13 protein-coding genes, 1 tRNA gene and 1 riboswitch are annotated in these 18,489 nt (G+C 31.0%); of the genes, 1 reads left to right on the forward strand and 13 read right to left on the reverse strand.

From position 1 onward, the window contains the following. Positions 1-29 precede the first annotated feature (29 nt). From GOQ20_RS04445 to GOQ20_RS04485, 9 genes are all read right to left on the reverse strand, one after another. Positions 30-113 (reverse strand) — tRNA-Leu (locus tag GOQ20_RS04445). 8 nt (positions 114-121) lie between these two features. Continuing rightward, positions 122-631 (reverse strand): dUTP diphosphatase, encoded by a 510-nt coding sequence (locus GOQ20_RS04450; RefSeq protein ID WP_167845570.1) that lies wholly within the window; start codon positions 629-631, stop codon positions 122-124. Positions 632-882: 251 nt separating this feature from the next. Further along, a complete protein-coding gene (gene rpoC / locus GOQ20_RS04455) occupies positions 883-5,289 on the reverse strand; it encodes a DNA-directed RNA polymerase subunit beta' (RefSeq protein ID WP_167845571.1) in 4,407 nt (1,468 codons plus the stop codon). After that, positions 5,282-8,890 (reverse strand): DNA-directed RNA polymerase subunit beta, encoded by a 3,609-nt coding sequence (gene rpoB, locus GOQ20_RS04460; RefSeq protein WP_167845572.1) that lies wholly within the window; start codon positions 8,888-8,890, stop codon positions 5,282-5,284. Before rpoB ends, rpoC begins: the two co-directional genes overlap by 8 nt. Before the next feature lie 319 nt (positions 8,891-9,209). Then, positions 9,210-10,853: a hypothetical protein gene (locus GOQ20_RS04465; protein ID WP_167845573.1), complete on the reverse strand. Its 1,644-nt coding sequence runs from the start codon at positions 10,851-10,853 to the stop codon at positions 9,210-9,212. Then, positions 10,837-11,562 carry an ATP-binding cassette domain-containing protein gene (locus tag GOQ20_RS04470; RefSeq protein ID WP_167845574.1) on the reverse strand — a complete coding sequence of 242 codons (726 nt, stop codon included), beginning with the start codon at positions 11,560-11,562 and terminating at the stop codon, positions 10,837-10,839. Before GOQ20_RS04470 ends, GOQ20_RS04465 begins: the two co-directional genes overlap by 17 nt. 14 nt (positions 11,563-11,576) lie before the next feature. After that, positions 11,577-12,698: an ABC transporter thiamine pyrophosphate-binding lipoprotein p37/Cypl gene (cypl, locus tag GOQ20_RS04475; RefSeq protein ID WP_167845575.1), complete on the reverse strand. Its 1,122-nt coding sequence runs from the start codon at positions 12,696-12,698 to the stop codon at positions 11,577-11,579. A 26-nt stretch (positions 12,699-12,724) separates the two neighbouring features. Next, positions 12,725-12,821: riboswitch (TPP riboswitch) on the reverse strand. Positions 12,822-13,009: 188 nt separating this feature from the next. Then, a complete protein-coding gene (locus tag GOQ20_RS04480) occupies positions 13,010-14,053 on the reverse strand; it encodes an aquaporin (protein WP_187468891.1) in 1,044 nt (347 codons plus the stop codon). A 4-nt stretch (positions 14,054-14,057) separates the two neighbouring features. Then, positions 14,058-15,095, reverse strand: coding sequence for a 2-hydroxyacid dehydrogenase (locus GOQ20_RS04485; protein ID WP_167845576.1), 1,038 nt, complete (start codon positions 15,093-15,095; stop codon positions 14,058-14,060). A 163-nt stretch (positions 15,096-15,258) separates the two neighbouring features. On the opposite strand from GOQ20_RS04485, the gene GOQ20_RS04490 reads away from it, so the two are divergent. After that, on the forward strand, positions 15,259-15,999 hold the full coding sequence (locus GOQ20_RS04490) for a DNA-processing protein DprA (protein ID WP_167845577.1): 741 nt from the start codon (positions 15,259-15,261) through the stop codon (positions 15,997-15,999). A 19-nt stretch (positions 16,000-16,018) separates the two neighbouring features. Here GOQ20_RS04490 and rpmA read toward each other — a convergent pair whose 3' ends face one another. The 4 genes from rpmA to GOQ20_RS04510 form a co-directional block, all read right to left on the reverse strand. Next, positions 16,019-16,279 carry a 50S ribosomal protein L27 gene (rpmA, locus tag GOQ20_RS04495; RefSeq protein ID WP_167845578.1) on the reverse strand — a complete coding sequence of 87 codons (261 nt, stop codon included), beginning with the start codon at positions 16,277-16,279 and terminating at the stop codon, positions 16,019-16,021. Positions 16,280-16,293: 14 nt separating this feature from the next. Further along, entirely contained in the window at positions 16,294-16,593 is a 300-nt protein-coding gene (gene rplU, locus GOQ20_RS04500; RefSeq protein ID WP_129620148.1) for a 50S ribosomal protein L21, read from the reverse strand. A 152-nt stretch (positions 16,594-16,745) separates the two neighbouring features. Beyond that, positions 16,746-16,988, reverse strand: a complete 243-nt coding sequence (locus GOQ20_RS04505; RefSeq protein WP_167845579.1) for a hypothetical protein — start codon at positions 16,986-16,988, stop codon at positions 16,746-16,748. 61 nt (positions 16,989-17,049) lie between these two features. Further along, positions 17,050-18,432 (reverse strand): YitT family protein, encoded by a 1,383-nt coding sequence (locus tag GOQ20_RS04510; protein WP_233091221.1) that lies wholly within the window; start codon positions 18,430-18,432, stop codon positions 17,050-17,052. Positions 18,433-18,489 lie beyond the last annotated feature (57 nt).

Here is an 18,489-nt window from a genome sequence, read left to right on the forward strand (position 1 = left end):
AAAAAACTTACTCGATGAGTAAGGTTTATTGGTGCCTTAGACAGGACTTGAACCTGCACGGATAAATCCAGCGGATTTTGAGTCCGCAGCGTCTACCATTCCACCACTAAGGCAAAAATAATTAATAATTATTTTTGATTCTTTGATAATTTTTCTCGTTTTTGAATTTATAAAATTCAAAAAGATCATCATAAGTAAATCCAAGTTTTACAAATGCACCCAAAGCAATTCTGAATGATCTTTTGATTCTTCTTTTCACTAATAGGGTGTTTTTATTATACATTATTTTAGATATGGATAGAAAAAGTTTCTGGAACTGCACATTGATATCATCGCTTAAAACAAGCGGTTCGATAATAGGTTCAATGTTGTATGTGTTAGCAAAATTGACAAAGAAATGCACTAAATCAGCAAATTCTTCAAGCACTAATTCACGATTAACGTTTTTGTTGACTTTTCAATACTTAAAAGACTGCACTTCATTAATAAATTCACCAGCTTCTACAATTAAAGCTAGAGTTCTTTGAATATGAATATCTTGCTCGGTTAAATTAGGATGCATTTGTTTTGTTTTAATGCTAAATTCTTTATCTAAATCTTTTTGCATTTCAAAAATTTTACTTAAATTCATAGTAAAAATTATAACACCCTCAAGCTAAAATTCGCAAAATAAACTTGATTATTAGGATATTTTTAAGTTTAAGAAACTTAAAGTTTATGTGTGTAATTAAAGCGCTCTAAAACCCTAATACCCCTTAAATTTGCACCTATAAGGTCGCGTGCTATATCCAACCCGGAAACTAGGAGCCGCTATTAAGGGGGCATTAAAAATTAAAAAACAAGCAGCACTTGCTACTTGTTTAAGAATTATCAGGATTGGAATTATTCTTCAAAATTATCAAATTCGAAATCGTCGCTACCAAATGTTTCTTGACCTTGGAAATCTTCGATTTCTAAATCTGAAAGATCAAAGTCAACATTTTCAAGTGATAATTGAGGAACGATGTTTTGTGGATCAAATTTATCTTGGAAGTATGAACGTGGATCACGAATGTCGTATTTTCCTTTAAGTTCATAATTTGAGTTTGTTCCAGCAGGAATTTTACGTCCTAAAATAATGTTTTCTTTAAGTCCGTGAAGGTGGTCAACTCTGTTGCTAATAGCTGAGTTAACAAGCACTTTAGCTGTTTCTTGGTATGAAGCAGCTGAAAGGAATGAGTCACTAAGTAAAGGAGTTTGTTTAGCTCCACGAATTTTAACTTCACCAAAGGCTGGACGTTTTCCTTGAGCAAGTAAACGACCATTTTCTCTTTGATATACGAACATATCTACTAAGCTTCCTGTAAAGAATGATGAATCTCCTGAATCGGTAATCATAATTTTTGAAAGCATTTGACGAATGATAATTTCGATGTATTTATCTGAAATTGTAATCCCTTGAAGACGGTAAAGTCTTTGAATTTCTTTTAAAAGGTAGTTTTGTACAGCACGTGTATCTGCATATTGAAGAAGTTGGTTAAGAATAATTGGTCCTTCAAGAAGTTTTTGTCCACTAAATACGTGATCTCCAACTTTAACTCTAAGTTTTTGTGAAACTTTTCCGTTGTGAACTTCTTTTTCTAAGTTTCCATCTTTGTTTTTGTATGTAACTTCGATAAGGATTGTATCTGTATCTTTTCCTTCTTTGTTTTTGCTATTGTAAATTGCTGTAACTTCACCAGTTACTTTAGAAATAACAGCTGGTCTACCTCAAGGAGCATCGAAGGCATCGATAAGCTCAATAAGTCTACCGAATCCACCAGTAATATCTTCAACCCCGGCAACCCCTCCGGTATGGAATGTACGCATGGTAAGCTGTGTTCCAGGTTCTCCGATACTTTGAGCAGCTACAATACCAACTGCTTCACCGATGTTAACGATTCTGTTTGACGCAAGGTCTTTTCCGTAACATTTTTTACATACCCCATTACGTGTATGACATGAAAGTACTGAACGAATTTCAACTTCTTCTTTTCCGTATTTTTTGGTAATTAAAGTTGCAATTTCAGGTGTAATGAATGTATTTGATTTAACAACAACATTTCCGTTTTCATCGTAAATATCTTTGTTTGTGAATCTTCCTTCGATTCTTTCTGCAAGAGATTCAATAACTGTGTCAGTTTTGGTATCTTTAATGTCTTTAACAACAAATCCAAAGTCACTTCCACAATCTTCTTCACGTACAACGATTCCTTGAGCAACGTCAACTAATCTACGTGTTAAGTATCCAGATTTAGCGGTGTTAAGCGCAGTATCTGTAAGTCCTTTTCTGGCCCCGTGGGTTGATGAATAAAATTCATATGCACTAAGTCCATCAAGGAATGATGATTTAACAGGAATTTCAACTGTACTACGAACCACACGGTCGTTTTCAGCATCGGCTTTAAGAATTTTGGTGTTGTTGTTCATAAGTCCACGCATACCAGCAAGCTGTGTAAAGTTTGATGAGTTTCCACGAGCTCCTGAGGTGAACATCATAAATAATGGGTTATCAATATCTGATTTTGTAACTTCTTTAAGTTCTTTTTCGATTGAGTCTTTAACTTTTGATCATTTTTGAATTGTTAAAGTATAACGCTCATCGTCTGTAAGGTAACCTTTTTCGAAGTACTTTCTAAGCTCATTAATGTAAGCGTCCCCTTCAGCGATTTTCTCTTTAGTTGTTTCTAAAGTAGTAATATCGTTCATTGAAATTGTTGTACCCGAAATTGTAGAGTATCTAAATCCAAGTTGTTTAATTTCGTCAAGGATTGAAGCCACATAGTTTGTATATTTAAATCAAACTTCTTCAAGAGCTCTTGTGTATTGATTAATGTCTCATTTGTTCATTAATTTTTCAAGTGATAATGGTGGTCTTGAAGTTTCATAGCTAATAATTTCAAAGCTTTCTTTGATGAATTTAGCGATTAATTCAGCGTGTGAACGAGGAATTGTATCACCATTGAAGTCTTTAAGGTAAAGACAATCTTCAAGACGGTTTTCGTAGTTGTATTCATCTGTATCGTTAATAACTTTTGCAACATCTTCGATATTTACAACTGCAACGTATTTTTCGTAAACTTTACGAACAATTTTAGCAATGTCTTTTTTAGAAAGACCGTAATTTACAGGAACATTTTTTAAGTATTCTTTAAAGTTTGTTCCATAGTCTAAAACATAATTATCTAAATTATCTTTTGAAGTATGAATTGATTCACTTTCAACAAATTTAACACTTCCATCAGCATTTGTTACTGCTTTTTGATCAACGTGTTTTCCGAAAATAAATTCAAAATCGCTTGGGAAAGCTCTATTAAGAATTAATTTACCAACTGTTGTAAATAAGTAAGGTTTATCTGTTTTTGAAGCTACAGATGATTTACCAAGAGCAGCAACTGGCATCACTACACGTGTATGTAATGTGATGTAGTTATTTTCATAAGCAAGCATTAATTCATCATAATTTGGATAGAAGTTTCCTTCTCCTTTAGCACCTGCTTTTTCAATTGTAAGGTAGTAAAGTCCTAAAATCATATCCTGTGAAGGGTTGATGATAGGTTCTCCATCTTTAGGTCCAAGAACGTTTTTAGATGCAAGCATAAGTTCTTTTGCTTCTCTAACAGCAGCATCAGAAACTGGTACGTGCACGGCCATTTGGTCCCCGTCAAAGTCGGCGTTGAACGCTGTAGTTACAAGTGGGTGAAGTTTAATAGCTTTTCCACGGATTAATACAGGTTGGAACGCTTGAATTGAAAGACGGTGAAGTGTAGGAGCACGGTTAAGAAGAACTGGTCTTCCTTCGATAGCTCTTTCTACATATGGTCAAATCATTGGGTTAAGGTTTTCTACTAATTTTTTAGCAGCTTTAACTGAGTTGATTCCTTCATCTGATTTAAGAATTTCACGAATGATTCATGGCTCAAATAATTTAGCAGCCATATCACGAGGAATACCCACTTCGTGAATTTTTAATGTAGGCCCAACAACAATAACACTACGTCCTGAGTAGTCAACACGTTTTCCAAGTAAGTTTTGACGGAAACGTCCTTTTTTCCCTGTAAGTGCATCAGAAATAGATTTAAGTGGGTGTCCATCTTTAGATGAAACTGGGCTTGGTTTTTTTCTGATGTTGTCAATTAAAGCATCAACTGCTTCTTGAATCATACGGTACTCATTTTGCTTAATAAGCATCGGAGCATCTGATTCATTTCATTTTGCTAAACGGTTGTTTCTGATAATGATACGACGGTAAAGTTCGTTAACATCACTTGTTGAGTGTCTTCCTCCATCAAGTTGCACAAGTGGACGAAGGTCAGCAGGGATAACAGGTAAGTTGTAAATAAGCATACTTGTTGGTTTTTGCCCTGACTTAATAAATGAATTAATGATGGTTAAACGTTTGTAAAGTTTCCCTCTTTCTTGTAATTGTGAAGTTGATAAAGTTTCATTTGCTGAATTAATTAAATTAATTTTTTCTTCAACTTTTTTAGCTTCTTCTTCAAGGTTTACATTTTTAAGAAGGTATTCAATAGCTTGAGATCCAGTTCCAATTTTAGCATCTGAATATTCATGAATAATGTCGTTGTATTCATGGAAATCAATCCCGTAATCTTTACCTGTTTTTGAATCTGCGTATTCAATAAGGTTTTGAAGAGCTTCATTAATATCTTCATATTCATCTGAATCTACTTCGTAATTTCCACGCATTTCTTCAAGTGCGCTACGGTAAATATTAGCAGCGTCATTAATATCAATAATTTTATTTTTTTGAAGTGATTTAAGCTCACCGCTTTCTAAAACGATGTGGGATTTGTAGTAGATTAATTTTTCTAAATCTGATTTAGAAACATTATCTGAATCACCAACTCTTAAACCAAGTAATTTTGAAATGATTGAGTGGTCAATTTTGAAGAATCAAAAGTGAACAACAGGGTTGTGAAGTTTAATGTGTCCCATTCTACTTCTACGTGTGATTTTTGGAAGAATTTTTGGTTTGTGTTTTTCACAAGCAGGAGTTTTTGAACAAGTTGAGTTTTCATCTGATTTTTTGTATTTTTGACCACAAACAGGACATTTATAGTCAGTTGTAGGTCCGAAAATTAATTCGTCAAATAAACCATCTTTTTCAGGTTTATATGATTTATAGTTAATGGTTTCAGCTTTAGTTACTTCACCATTAGATCATTGTGTAATATCATCGTTTGTAGCAAGTGAAAGGGTAATTTTGTTAATTACTTTTTTTGCTTCGTTATCTTGATTAAAATTACTCATTAACTTCTCCTCCTCCATCTACATCTAAGTATTGGTAGATTTCTTCTTCTGCTTCATCTACTTCTGTTTCAATTGTTTCAAGTTTCATTCCAAGACCTTTAAGTTCGTAGCTAAGAACGTTAAATGATTCTGGAGTTCCTGGTGTAGGAAGTTCTCTTCCTGAAACAAGCGCACTATAAAGTGCATTTCTTCCTGAAATATCATCAGATTTATATGTAAGAATTTCTTGAAGCACGTTTGTAGCTCCATAAGATTCGATCGCTCATGTTTCCATTTCCCCGAATCTTTGTCCCCCGTTTTGGCTTTTTCCTCCAAGAGGTTGTTGTGTAATAAGTGAGTATGGCCCAACACTACGAGCATGCATCTTATCATCAACCATGTGGTTAAGTTTAAGCATGTACATAACCCCAACAGAAATAGGTTTGTCAAATTTTCTACCTGTAATTGGGTCAATAATCACTTGTTTTCCACTTTTATCAAGACCAGCTTCTTCTAAGGCAGCTTCAATATCTGGTTTTTTAACCCCGTCGAAACTTGGAGTTACGAATTTAACATTTAATTTTCTAGCAGCCATTCCTAAGTGAAGCTCTAAAACTTGACCAATGTTCATACGTGAAGGAACCCCTTGTGGGTTAAGCATAATGTCAAGTGGTGTTCCATCTTCTAAATATGGCATATCTTCTTCTGGTAAAACAATTGAGATAACCCCTTTGTTTCCGTGACGACCAGCCATTTTATCCCCAACTTTGATTTTACGTTTTTGGGCAATTGAAACTTTAACAATTTTGTCAATTCCATCTTCAAGTACATCACCTTTTTCACGTGAAAGCACTTCAACGTGAATTACAGTACCATTGTGACCGTTTTTAACTTTAAGTGAAGTATCTTTAACGTTAGATGGACGTTGTTGAAGAATAGACATAAGAAGTTTTTCTTCTTGAGTTGGGTTATCTTCTCCTTTAGGTGAAACACGACCAACAAGCACATCTCCAGGAAGCACTTCTGAACCAACTTTAACAATTCCTGATTGGTCTAAATGTCTAAGTGAGAATTTAGATACGTTAGGAATTTCGTTTGTAAGTTGATCTTCACCAGCACGGCTACTTCTAAATTGAATTGTTTGCTCTTCAATGTGAATTGAGGTAAATACATCATCTTTAACTAAACGTTCATTAATAATAACGGCATCCTCAAAGTTATATCCATTTCATGTTGTAAATCCAACAAGAATGTTTTTCCCAAGAGCAAGCTCTCCATCTTTAAATGAAGAACCATCAACAAGTAAGTCACCTTTTTCAACTTTATCACCAACTTTAACAATTGGTTTTTGGTTGATAATTGTACCTTGGTTACTTCTTTCAAAGTTTCTAAGTGTATATCTATCTGTTGTATCACGATCAGTTTTAATGTGGATTCTTCCACCATCTACGTGCACAACTTCTCCAGCATTTTTAGCTGTAATATTATATGAAGAATATTTAGCAATATCCGCTTCAATTCCTGTCGCAACAAAAGGTGCTTCAGCTTCTAAAAGTGGAACTGCTTGACGTTGCATGTTTGAACCCATAAGAGCACGGTTGGCATCGTCATTTTCTAAGAAAGGAATAGCAGCAGCAGCTACAGAAACAATTTGTTTTGATGAAACCTCAATAAAATCAACATCAGCAGGTGTTCCAACGATATAGTTGTAATCACGTCTAATTGTTAATGTAGGATCAACAATACGGTTGTTTTCATCAACTTTAACTGATGATTGAGCAAATGAGTATCCAATTTCATCAGCAGCTGTTAAGTATCTAATTTCATTGTAATCTACAACCCCATCATTTACTTTAAAGTATGGAGTTTGTAAGAATCCAAGTTCATCCACGCTAGCAAAAGTAGCAAAGTTAAGGATAAGTCCGATGTTTAACCCCTCAGGTGTTTCGATAGGACAAATTCTTCCGTAGTGAGTCGAGTGAACGTCACGAACTTCGAATTGAGCTGTATCACGATTAAGACCTCCAGGTCCAAGTGATGTAACTCTACGTTTGTTTGAAACCTCTGCAAGTGGGTTAATTTGGTCCATGAATTGTGAAAGTTTTGAAGAGTTGAAGAAAGTTTTCATTTGGTTTGTAACAAGCTTGTTGTTTGTAACATTTTTAGCTGTTACTTTAGCAGTTTCTTTGGCTCCCATACGTTCACGAGTTGTTTTTTCAAGTTTTGCAAGTGCAACACTTAATTGACCTTCAAGAAGTTCTCCAACTGAAACGATACGTTTATTTGTAAGTGAATCTGGATCATCATCTTGTCCAATTCCAACTGTTAAGTTAAAGTAGTAACCAATTGCTGCAATAATATCTGAAATAAGTAAGTGTGATTCAACTGACTTAGGATCATTACCAATAACAATAACTGGTTCTTTTTCACGATTTGCCATTCATTTTTTGTTTGGATAAACTTTAACTTTAATAATTCTGATTCTTCTTAATAATTCAGGGTAAAGTGAACTAACTTTGTGGTAAATAAGTTCAGCATTAGCTCCTTCGATTTTTTCTGAGGCTACTAAACCTAACTCAAAACTTTCTTGAATTTTCTTAGCAAGTTCATATGTAATAAAAGTGTTTTTCTCAAAAAGAAGTTCACCTTTTTTGTTTTTGATGTTCTCAGCTAAGTATGTATTAGCAATACGATCTACAAGAGAAAGTTTTTTGTTAAGCATATATCTACCGGTTGTAGATAAGTTGTAACGTTTTTTGTCAAAAAGCATTCCTGGAAGAAGTGATTTTTTAGCTTCTTCTGAAATACGATCACCTTTTCTAAGTCCTCTGAATAATTCTTCTTGACATAAATCTGTAAGTTCTTCTTTTGTAAAACTTGAACTTGAGTTGATAATTTTATCTTTCTTAAGAGTCTCTTCTAAAAGTGGGTATTTACCAAAAATTGAGTAAATATCTTTTTCGTCAAACCCAAATGCTCCTAAGAATGTACCTAAGTTAACATTTTTGTTTTTGTCAATTTTTACTTTAACTGCATCAAGTGTAGCTGTTGTAACTTTGTGAGACACTTCAATTCAAGATCCAATTCTAGGTAAAATTTCTACCTTGTTGAAAAGGTCATCTGATTGTTTGTTACGTACACTAAGTCCAAAGTAAGCACCTGGTGAACGAATAAGCTGACTTACAATAACTTTTTCACTACCATTGATGATAAAACTTCCACCTGAAGTCATATATGGAATTTCTCCAATTAAAACATCATCAATTTTAGTTTCTCCGGTTGCTGAAACCTCTTTTTTAAGAGTTGCAAAAATTTTGGCACTAAAGTTAATTCCTTTAGCTTTACATTTTTTAATCTCTTCACCTTCACTTGTAATTTTTTTGAAAGGGTATTCAATTTTAAGTGAGTTTTTAACATAATCGAGTTTTACTGATTTGTTTGCAGCTTCAATTGGATACACTTCCATTAAAAGTTCTTGAATTCTTTTGGTCATGAAAAGTTCAAAACTATCTTTACTTGTTTTAAGAATATCAAAAACAGGAAGTGATTGTTTTGTTACTGAATAATCACGTCTTTCTGTTTTAGGACCGAATTTACGAACTTTATAATTAGTTGCCTTCATAAACATTCCTTTCTATAAAATGATTAAAAGGATGCTACGCATCCATAAAGTAAATAAATTTTACCATAAAAAGATAAATATAGATTATAAAATTTTAAGTTTATTTATGGCGGATTTCTTAATTCTTTTTAAGCCATAAATTATAGTAATTTTAAGGTACAATATAACTTTTAAATTTCTTACAAAAATTTGTGCAGTTCGTTTTTCATTTCTTTGTAAGATTTCTTTTTTAGATTTTTTTGGAAATTTTTTTCAAAAATTCCTGAGACTTTTCACCTTTAAAAGCAATCAAAAAACACGTATAAAACGTGCTTTTTGATTAATGAATTTTTCTAATTTTGTAACTAACTACTTCTAAGAAAATGAAAAAGCAAATTAGCGGTAAAAATAAGGGAATAATTTGACTATAAAGTTCTTTGCTTTGGTAATGAGCGTAAATTGAACCCATTCCTATTGGCATAAAAATTCCAAAAGTAACAGCATCGCGACAAGCACTTTCAAATTCAAAAAACATCAAAGCAATTAAATCATGTTTAATTGCACGGAACTTGAATTTCATAAAAACGAAAAAATTTGAATGTCCTACTCGTTTCATTGTGGTTATTTCTTTTTGGTTAATTGCATTAAAACTTTCAGCAATTTTTCTTGAAAGCGATCTAAAGACACTAAAAGCAATTAAGAATGTCATAAGACCAGAAGCATTGGTTAAATCAATAAATAAATAATACAAAACAACAATAGGGATAATTCTAAAGGCAATTAATAAAACTTTTAAAGGTAAATGAACGTAACTCTTCTGGTTTTTTTCACTAATTAAATAACCATATAAAATAGCAAAAATAGTTCCTAAGAAAGTTGCTGTATAACCCTGAAAAATAACGATTAAAGTGTAATAAAACGGTGTTTTATCCTCATGATATTTTGAAAAGTCAAAACTGAAAAAGTCTGCTAAATAAATTTTAAAAGCATCATAATCAAAAGAACTAGCTTGAAAATCAAATAGACAAGATATACATAAAATAAGCATCAAAAAAAGGAATAAATACTTAATAATTCTTCTTCAGTTATATTTAAAAGAAGTAGGAACTTTGGTATCAAAATTAATTGATGAAGATTCAAATAAAACCTTATTAAAAAATAGCATAATAAGCTCTAAAATAAGGATTGAAAGTAGCATTATCGCAAGGGAAATACCTAAAAATTGCATTTTATCTGGAAGGTAATTTTTATAAAATCACCCAACCCCAATAATACCTAATTTCCCTAAAATACTGGTTCATCTTAAGTTAGATTCAAATGAATAAATAAAAAATAAAAGAACTTTGTTTTTTAATTGTCCTAAGACATTAATTCGAAATGATTGAAACTTCGACATTCCGCCACGAATAGATTGTCAATATTTAAAATAATCTAAATTAGAAAATAATTCACTAAGATATCTAGTTAATCATAACCATGTAAATCAAGCAATAATTAAAGTAGCTGCTAGCGATCCTTTAAAACCACTTTGGAAAAATGAGAATAAAATAAGCACTGGAAAGGATCTTAAAAAGCCGCAAAAGAACTTATTTAGAAGTGAAAATAATTTGCGTCTGTGCAGCTCGCTTGTTGAAAGATAAGCACTAACAAACGCCATTGAAAATCCTATAAAATTACCTAAAGCAACATATTTAAGTGTTACTCATAGGTATTTTAGGTTCCTAACTCATAAATTCTCTCCAGGGAAATTAAATTCATCATGACTTAAAAAGGAAAAAAGTTTATGTAGCTTTCCCTTAAAATAGATATTTCCACCTTTTGCAAACTGGAAAGTGTCAAAATAAACCATACCAAAAATAAATAAAGCAATTGAAGTAAGTAAAACAAAATAGAAAATATACTTTTTCCACTTTCAAAGAATGTATTTTTCTCTTAAAGTAGTAAAGTGGTGAGCTTTGTGAAAAATTCTATTTAAAAAACTCATAGAAATTTTCTTTATTAAAGTCTTTTTGTTCAATTACTTTAGCGATATGACCATCTACAAACACAATTAATTTATCGCAGTATCTTTTAGCAAGCTCAAGATCGTGCAGTGCTAAAATTACCGCTTTATTTTCATTAGTAAAAAGCCTAAAGTCTTCTAATACAATTTCAGCATTGTGAATATCTAAATTAGAAACCGGTTCATCAGCAAGAATGATTTTGGAATTTTCAAAAAGAGCAACAGCAATACTAATTCTTTGTTTTTGTCCACCGCTTAATTTTTTAACTGGGACAAAAGTTTTTTCTTGAATATTTAGAGATTTTAAAATGGCGTAAAGTCTTTCGCGATCTTCTTTATTAATGTAATTAAAGAAATTTGCAAAAGGATTTTTGTATTTTCGATATAACCTAAGAACATTAGAGAAAACATCATCACTTTCGACTAAATTTGGATCTTGCGTAATGTAACTAATTTCTTTTTTATCTTCTCTTGTGATGTTTTTGTTGTTTTTTCCAAATACAAAAACATCACCTGTTGTAATTAAACTAGGATCTAAAATTGCATTAATTGTTGTTGTTTTTCCAGCACCTGAAGGGCCAATAAATCCAATGATTTCACCTTCAAATACTTCTAAATTTAACTCATCTAAAAGAGTAATTCCCTCTTTTACATAAGAAACATTTTTAAATTCGACTATAGGTTTTTTCATATATAAAGTTTATCTTATTTTGAAGATCTTTCGTACATTTCAAGCACTGACTTAGCATTATCTTCAACAATTGAGTAACCGTTAAATCCTTGGTAATTTCCTCAATTGTTTTTGTTTTCTTCCATCATTTTAACAAAAGCCCTTGCTACAGCATCTTGAAGTGCTTTTGGAACTCTTTTGTTAAATACACCTAGATTATAAGGTAATGGGTTAGTTAATGTTAAAATTTCTAATTTTTCACCTTGAATTTTTGGAGTGTATCTATCTGCTTTTTTTACAGATGTTCAACCAAAACTTCCTTGGTTATCAAAAAGAATTTTCTTATCACTGTGTTTTGTTTGTCAATCTTTAATTGATCCATTTGTAAAATCACTTGAATGATCAGCAAGTTCTTTTGCAAGAGTTGTAAATGCATTTCCTTCTTTATTAAAATGAAGTTTTAGTAAGTTTTGTGGTAATAAATATTTACTTCCTGAATCTGGGTCTCCATGCACAATACCAAATGATCTAAATTTTGCTCAATCTTTATCGTCTCAAGCTTTTTTAATCGCAGCTCTTGTTGCATCATCTCCAGAAATTCAAATCATCCCTCTTTGGAAACGAACTCTTTCTGTTGGGTTTTGATATTGATCTGTGTGAATTACGCCGTCAAAGTTTGTTCACTGTGCAAATGGTTTTTCATTAAATTTATCTGATTCAATTTTTGCTATTTTTCTTAAATAATCATTCTCTAATGTACCATCTGAATAGTATCCTTCTTCAGTATCGCCTAAGAAAGTATTAGTTAATGTTTGCACTTTAACATCAAGATTGTCAAGGTTGTTTTTTAAAGCACCTGCTGCCACGAATGCAAAATCTATTCCATCAGCATTTTCTCCACCTTTTTTAAGAGCGGCAATTGTGCTTGTTTTATCTAATGTTGAATTAGCTTTGAACTCTACTTTGTATCAAGATTTGTCTAATTCTTCACTTAAGTATTTTTTAAATTCTGCATATATTTCTTGTGGTACTTCGCTACTTTCTAAAGCAACGTAAAGAATTTGAGAGTTTTTAACCTCTTCTTTTTGACAAGCCACAAATAGTGGTAATGGAGCTAAAACAACAGCTCCTAAACTAAGTTTTTTAAAAAATTTCATAAAAAATCCTCTCCTGGACAGGCGAGGAAAATAAAATACCGACTCGCTCCGCTAGCATTACCTAGTTCAGCTTCTAAGAGTATTTCTCAGCTTGTAAAATTACAAGCACCCCTGTCCTTACGTATATTATACTAAAAAGTGCATATATGCTGATTAAACCATATACTTTTTATCCTTTTTGCAGGTATTTTTAAGAATTTTTTTATTTTTGAGATGTTTTTAATTATTTAATAAAAAAAATAAAGAAAAACACACTATAAATTCAGTAATTAATCCAAATTATAGTGTGTTAAATCGTTATTGTTAAATTATTATTTATCTTTTTTGTTTACTTCGCTATTTCTAACCATATTTTGTGCTTTAAAGTTTTTGTAAGCAATAACTTTAACTACAAATGGGTTTACATATTTTTGAGTAATTCCTTGGACAAATAAATAGAATACTGGTGCCATTAAATCACCAAAAATCATGGCAATAGTTGCACTCTTAATTGAAGTGCTAAATTGAGCTCATGAAACAAGAGTCTTTGTAGTTGTTTCAGTTTGACCTTCACCTAATACATTTGTTATTGATTGTGAGATATAAGCACCTTCTTTTCCGCTTTGGTGAATTAAAATAGGTAATTGTTGAGCAAATCCTCTAGCTGGGTTAATTGCTGCTGTACCACCTAAAATTCCCATTCAAACACTTAATGAAATAATGAACATAATCATTAAATCTCTGTATTTATCATTAATATTTGGTGAGAAGATTGGGAAAAGTAAAATTGCTGTCATTACCATTTCGATAAAGAAAATTCATACGCTACCAATAGAAACTTTAGTTTCATAAGGTAAATTTTTAGCATCTTTAATTAAAGATCAAGACTTTTCAAAAGCATTGTATGCATCAATTGGTGCATTTGGAAGACCCTTTGCATGCTTAGTTGTTAAAAGACCAACTCCATAAATAATTAATCCAGCTGTAATTGCTCCTAAAACTTGGATAAATAATTTATAAAGTGTGTATCAACCTGTATTAGTTCCGTTAAGGAAACGAGTAAGTGTAACTGAAGGGTTTAAGTCACAACTTCATCTAAGGAAGATGAAAAGTACAATTCCTACAGCTATAAAACCTGCATAAAATCCTACAATAATTGGGTGAAGAAAAAAGTGTTCAATAACTTTTTCATCAGTTACAAAAATGCTTAATCCAGCAAGTAAAAGTGAAATTGTAATAGTTCCAAAATATTCTGAAAAACCGTGAATAATTCAAGTTTTTAGATCTTTTGGTTTTTGAGCATTAGCTCTTTTTTCTTTAGCTAATTTGAAAAAATCAAAAATACCAAACTTTTCGCTATTGTCAACTGTTGTCATATAATTATCCGTTCTTTATTCTTCCGTTATCCATAATTCTTAATGCGTGTTCAAAGTTACCTTTTTGCGCATTGTCAGCATTATCAAGAGTTGCTTTAGCAATTTGTGTTAAAGCAAGATCAGTTAAGAATGCTTGATGAGATGTAATGATTACATTTGGTAATTCGATAAGTTCTTTTCATTCAGGGTCAAGTTTCATAAGATCATTTTTTCTATCTGAAACATCTTCGTAGAATCTTCCTTCTTCTCTTTCAAGAACATCTGTCGCAAGTCCACGAAGTTTACCATCTTTAAGCCCTTTTAAGACAGCTTTAATGTCTAAAAGTTCTCCACGAGCTGTATTAACAATCACAGCTCCTTTTTTCATAACTTTAACTGCTTCTTCATCAATTAAGTATCTTGTTGAAGAAAGAAGTGGAGCATGAATTGACACAAAATCACTTTGTTTAAGCAATTCTGTAATTGATGTAAATTCAAAACCAAGTTCATTTGCTAAGTTAGGGAATTTTTCAGCTGCATATGAGTCAAATACTAACACTTTAGCTCCAAACCCTTTAGCAATTTTAATAAAACATTGTCCAATTTTTCCAGCACCAACAACACCAATTGTTGAGTTGTTAATGCAAAGACCATCAAGACCATCAAGTGAGAAATTGTAATCTCTAACTCTATCATTTGCAATGATGATATTTCTGTTAAGTGTCATCATTAATGAAGCTGCAAATTCAGCAACTGATTCAGCTGAGTAGTTGAAAATTCTAAATACTTCAATTCCTAGTTCGTTTGCTTTTCTAATGTCAACTTTGTTGTATCCCATTGATCTTTGAAGTCAAACTTTAATCCCCATTTTTGCCAAAACTTCTAAGATAACTTTGTCACCATAAGTGTTAACAAAACCACAAACTGCATCAAAACCTTCAGCTTTTTTTACAGTATTTAAATTAAGATTTTCTTTAAAATATGTAATTTCGTGACGACCATTATTGTATTTATCAAAATATTTTTTATCATATTCTTTAGCATCGAAAAAAGCTATTTTCATATTATCGTCCCTCCTAAAAATAGTTAATTGCGTTATTAATTGTTTTATGCTAATTATATTTAATTATTATTAAATATACAAAATATGTAAACTTGTAGAAAAAAAATGTGGAATTTTTCCACTATAAAATAATTTTTTTATATTAATAATGTAGGGAGAAAAAATGAATACAGTTTTACTTTATTTAACGCATTATTTAAAAACAAATTATTTACAAATTTACAAAAATTTACTCAGGCCAAATCAAATTGAAATTGAAAGTTTGAAAAAAGTAGAAAGTGAATATTTCATACAAAAAATTGAGTTTTTTACAATTTTTGATGTTTTTTATCCAAAGTCACTCCTTCTTTGCAAGAATGTTCCAATGGTCTTTTTTTACAAAGGGGATCTGTCAATTTTAGAAAAATACTCAAAAGTTTATCTGGTTAATGAAATTCAAAATGTCCAAACTGAAGAAATTTTAAATGACGTTATTTTGAAAAAAAAGAAAAATTGTGCATTTGTTTTCTGTGGATATAAGCAAGAAAGAAAGCTTGAAGAAAAATTAAAAGCAAATAATTGTAAAATAATTTATTTTTGTGCTAGTGGTTTAGATCAGATAAATCACTTGGAAAAAGATAATCCAAATTATTTCTTTATTTCAGCATTTCCAATCAAAACTCACCCTAAAAAGGAATATTTTTACATCAATAATTTTGTTGCTGCAGCTTTTGCTAACTCACTAATTTTTATCTCTTCTGAAAAAGAAAGTAAAGCTAATAATTTGATCAATTGCTTCCTGAATTTAGGTAAGGAAATTTATTGCTTTCCTGCTCAAAACTTAGAAGATGGAAATAACGAATTAATTAAATCAGGAGCTAATTTAATTACTAAAATTGAAGAAGCAATAAAAAATAACCCCTAAGGGCTATTTATTTAATATATTAGTTTTGTTTTTCAGGGTAAACAGAAACAAATTTTCTATTTCTTCTGCATTCGTATTTTACGTAACCATCAATTACTGTGTAAAGTGTATCGTCTCCACCTCTTTTTACATTGTTACCTGGAAAAATTTTTGTACCTCTTTGACGGTAAATAATTGATCCAGCTGTTGCAAATTGTCCATCACCTAACTTAGCACCTAATCTCTTACTGTGACTATCACGACCATTACGGGTAGAACCACCGGCTTTTGTTTTTGCCATTTTCTAAGTACCTACTATCCTAAAATTTCTGTAATTTTAATTCTTGTATATGGTTGACGGTGTCCAAGTTTTCTTTTGTGAGTAGATTTTGCATTGTGACGGTAAACAACGATTTTTTTAGCTTTACCTTGTTTTTCGATTACACCTGATACTTTTGCATTTGTTAAATAAGGTCTACCAACTTGATCATTTACTACTAATACTTTATCAAAAGTAACAACTGATCCTTCTTCGCCTTCTAATTTTTCAACGAAGATTGTTTGATCTTTTTTAACTAAAATTTGTTTTCCACCTGTTTCGATAATTGCGAACATGCATTACCTCCATTTTGTGGCTCGTCTTTAAGGTGTTGCTTAGCAATCTTTAAAACCTTTTTAGAACGGTTACAAAAAAGTAACATTAGTATTATAAAAGAAATTATGAAAAAGCATAATGAAAAAAGTGCAAATTATGCACTTAAATTTTATTAAAAAACTGAATAATAATCTAATGCGTTTGAAGCTTTTTTGACATTGTTATTTCATTTAAATTGAACTAATTTATCTTTAATTTCACCTTCTGGTGCAATTGCACTTTTGATTAAACCTACAAGCGGAGCAATTGAACTAATGATAAGTGGTAAACTTGTTATAAGTGTTGATAATGCAAAACCAGCTTCTGTTTTTAGTTCTTTTTGAGATTCAATTTTTTCTAGTTCATTTAATTTCATATTTCCTCCTATTTCTTATATAAAAAAAGGAGGAAAAAGGAGAAAAAAAGAACAATAAGAATTATTGTTCTACATATTGAGTATTGAATTTTCCAACTATACCATCAATAACATTGACTGAAATTCAAATATTTGGATCAATTAATTTTAAATCATGGATTAGTGATTTAGCTTCTAAATAAAGAATAACTGTTTCAATTTTATAACTGTATTTTCCAGTATATCCTGATTTGAAACGAGTAATTCTGTATGAGTGTCAATAGTTGATTAATTTAAAGTAAGCCATAATTTGTTTTGGATCGCTAGAAATAATTACTAATGATGTTTTTTTGTATTTTGGATATAAAAGGTTAACAGTTAAATTAGTTGTGATAATGTAGGTAAAAGTTGAAAGTTCTCTCATTCCAAAGTAAATTTGTTGCGTTTGAACTTTGGTATCTTGTTTAAGAAGTTCATTGAATCTTACTAAATCAATTGTCCCATTAGGATTAAGTGTAATTTCTTCTGGATTAACTACATAATGTTTTAAATTAGGACTTAAAGCTCCATAAATAATCAAGAAAATACTTGCAGTTACAAAGGAAATAATAGTTAAAACACCACCAATGCTTTTTTTAGATTTAGTTGAAAAGTAGTAAGCTACAATGTCAGTTCCACCTGTTGAACCACCAGCTTTTCATGAAATAGCAATTCCAATTCCAATGAAGAATGAACCAATTGTTCCATATAGTAAAATTGGTCAAGTTTGTCCTTCTTGATATCAAGCTTCTTTTTGTGAAATCACCCTATCACCAACTGTGAATGAATCTTTAAATCCATCTGGTACAAAATTAATTTTTGACATGAAAAAATCATGAACTTCAGGAATGGTGAAAACAAGATTGACTAAAATCTGTGAAATCATAAAGAAAAGAGTTAAATATAAAAAGCTCTTCTTAATTTTTCTTCAATAAAGAATAAATAATGGTAAATTTACCCCAAAGTAAATTAGGGAAAAATAAGGTTTTAAAATAGGTAAAAGAATTGTTAAAAGTGTTGGAATACCAGTTAAGCCTGAAGGGATGGTATCAGCTCTTAAAAGAAAGAATTGAATTCCGAAGTTAAAGATAATTGCACTAACAATAATCATTAAAATTCTTCTTCAATATCTTTGCCAAAGCTGTGGAATTGTTAATTTATGATTACGGTTATTAAAAAGGTACCGTCCCATTTTGTATTTTAAAAAATTAACATCTTCAGTTGCTATATTGATGTGGTTGCTATCTCATTCTTGAAAATTATTTTGCAATGAAAAATCTTGAATAATTTGTTTTTTATTCCCATTTTTTACACATTTTCAAAATTTATGCTTTTGGAAAATGTTGATTTTCATTTTGTGAGATATATCATCTTGAAGGTTTATAAGTTCTTTTGTTTCTTCATTTTTATCAATGTTATTTTTCATAAAATCTATTTTATCATTTTCTAATTTTTAATGAAAAAATAGAACAAAAATCCAACC

The sequence above is a fragment of the Mycoplasmopsis gallinacea genome, assembly GCF_012220205.1.
In the GTDB taxonomy this organism is placed as follows: domain Bacteria; phylum Bacillota_I; class Bacilli_A; order Mycoplasmatales; family Metamycoplasmataceae; genus Mycoplasmopsis; species Mycoplasmopsis gallinacea_A.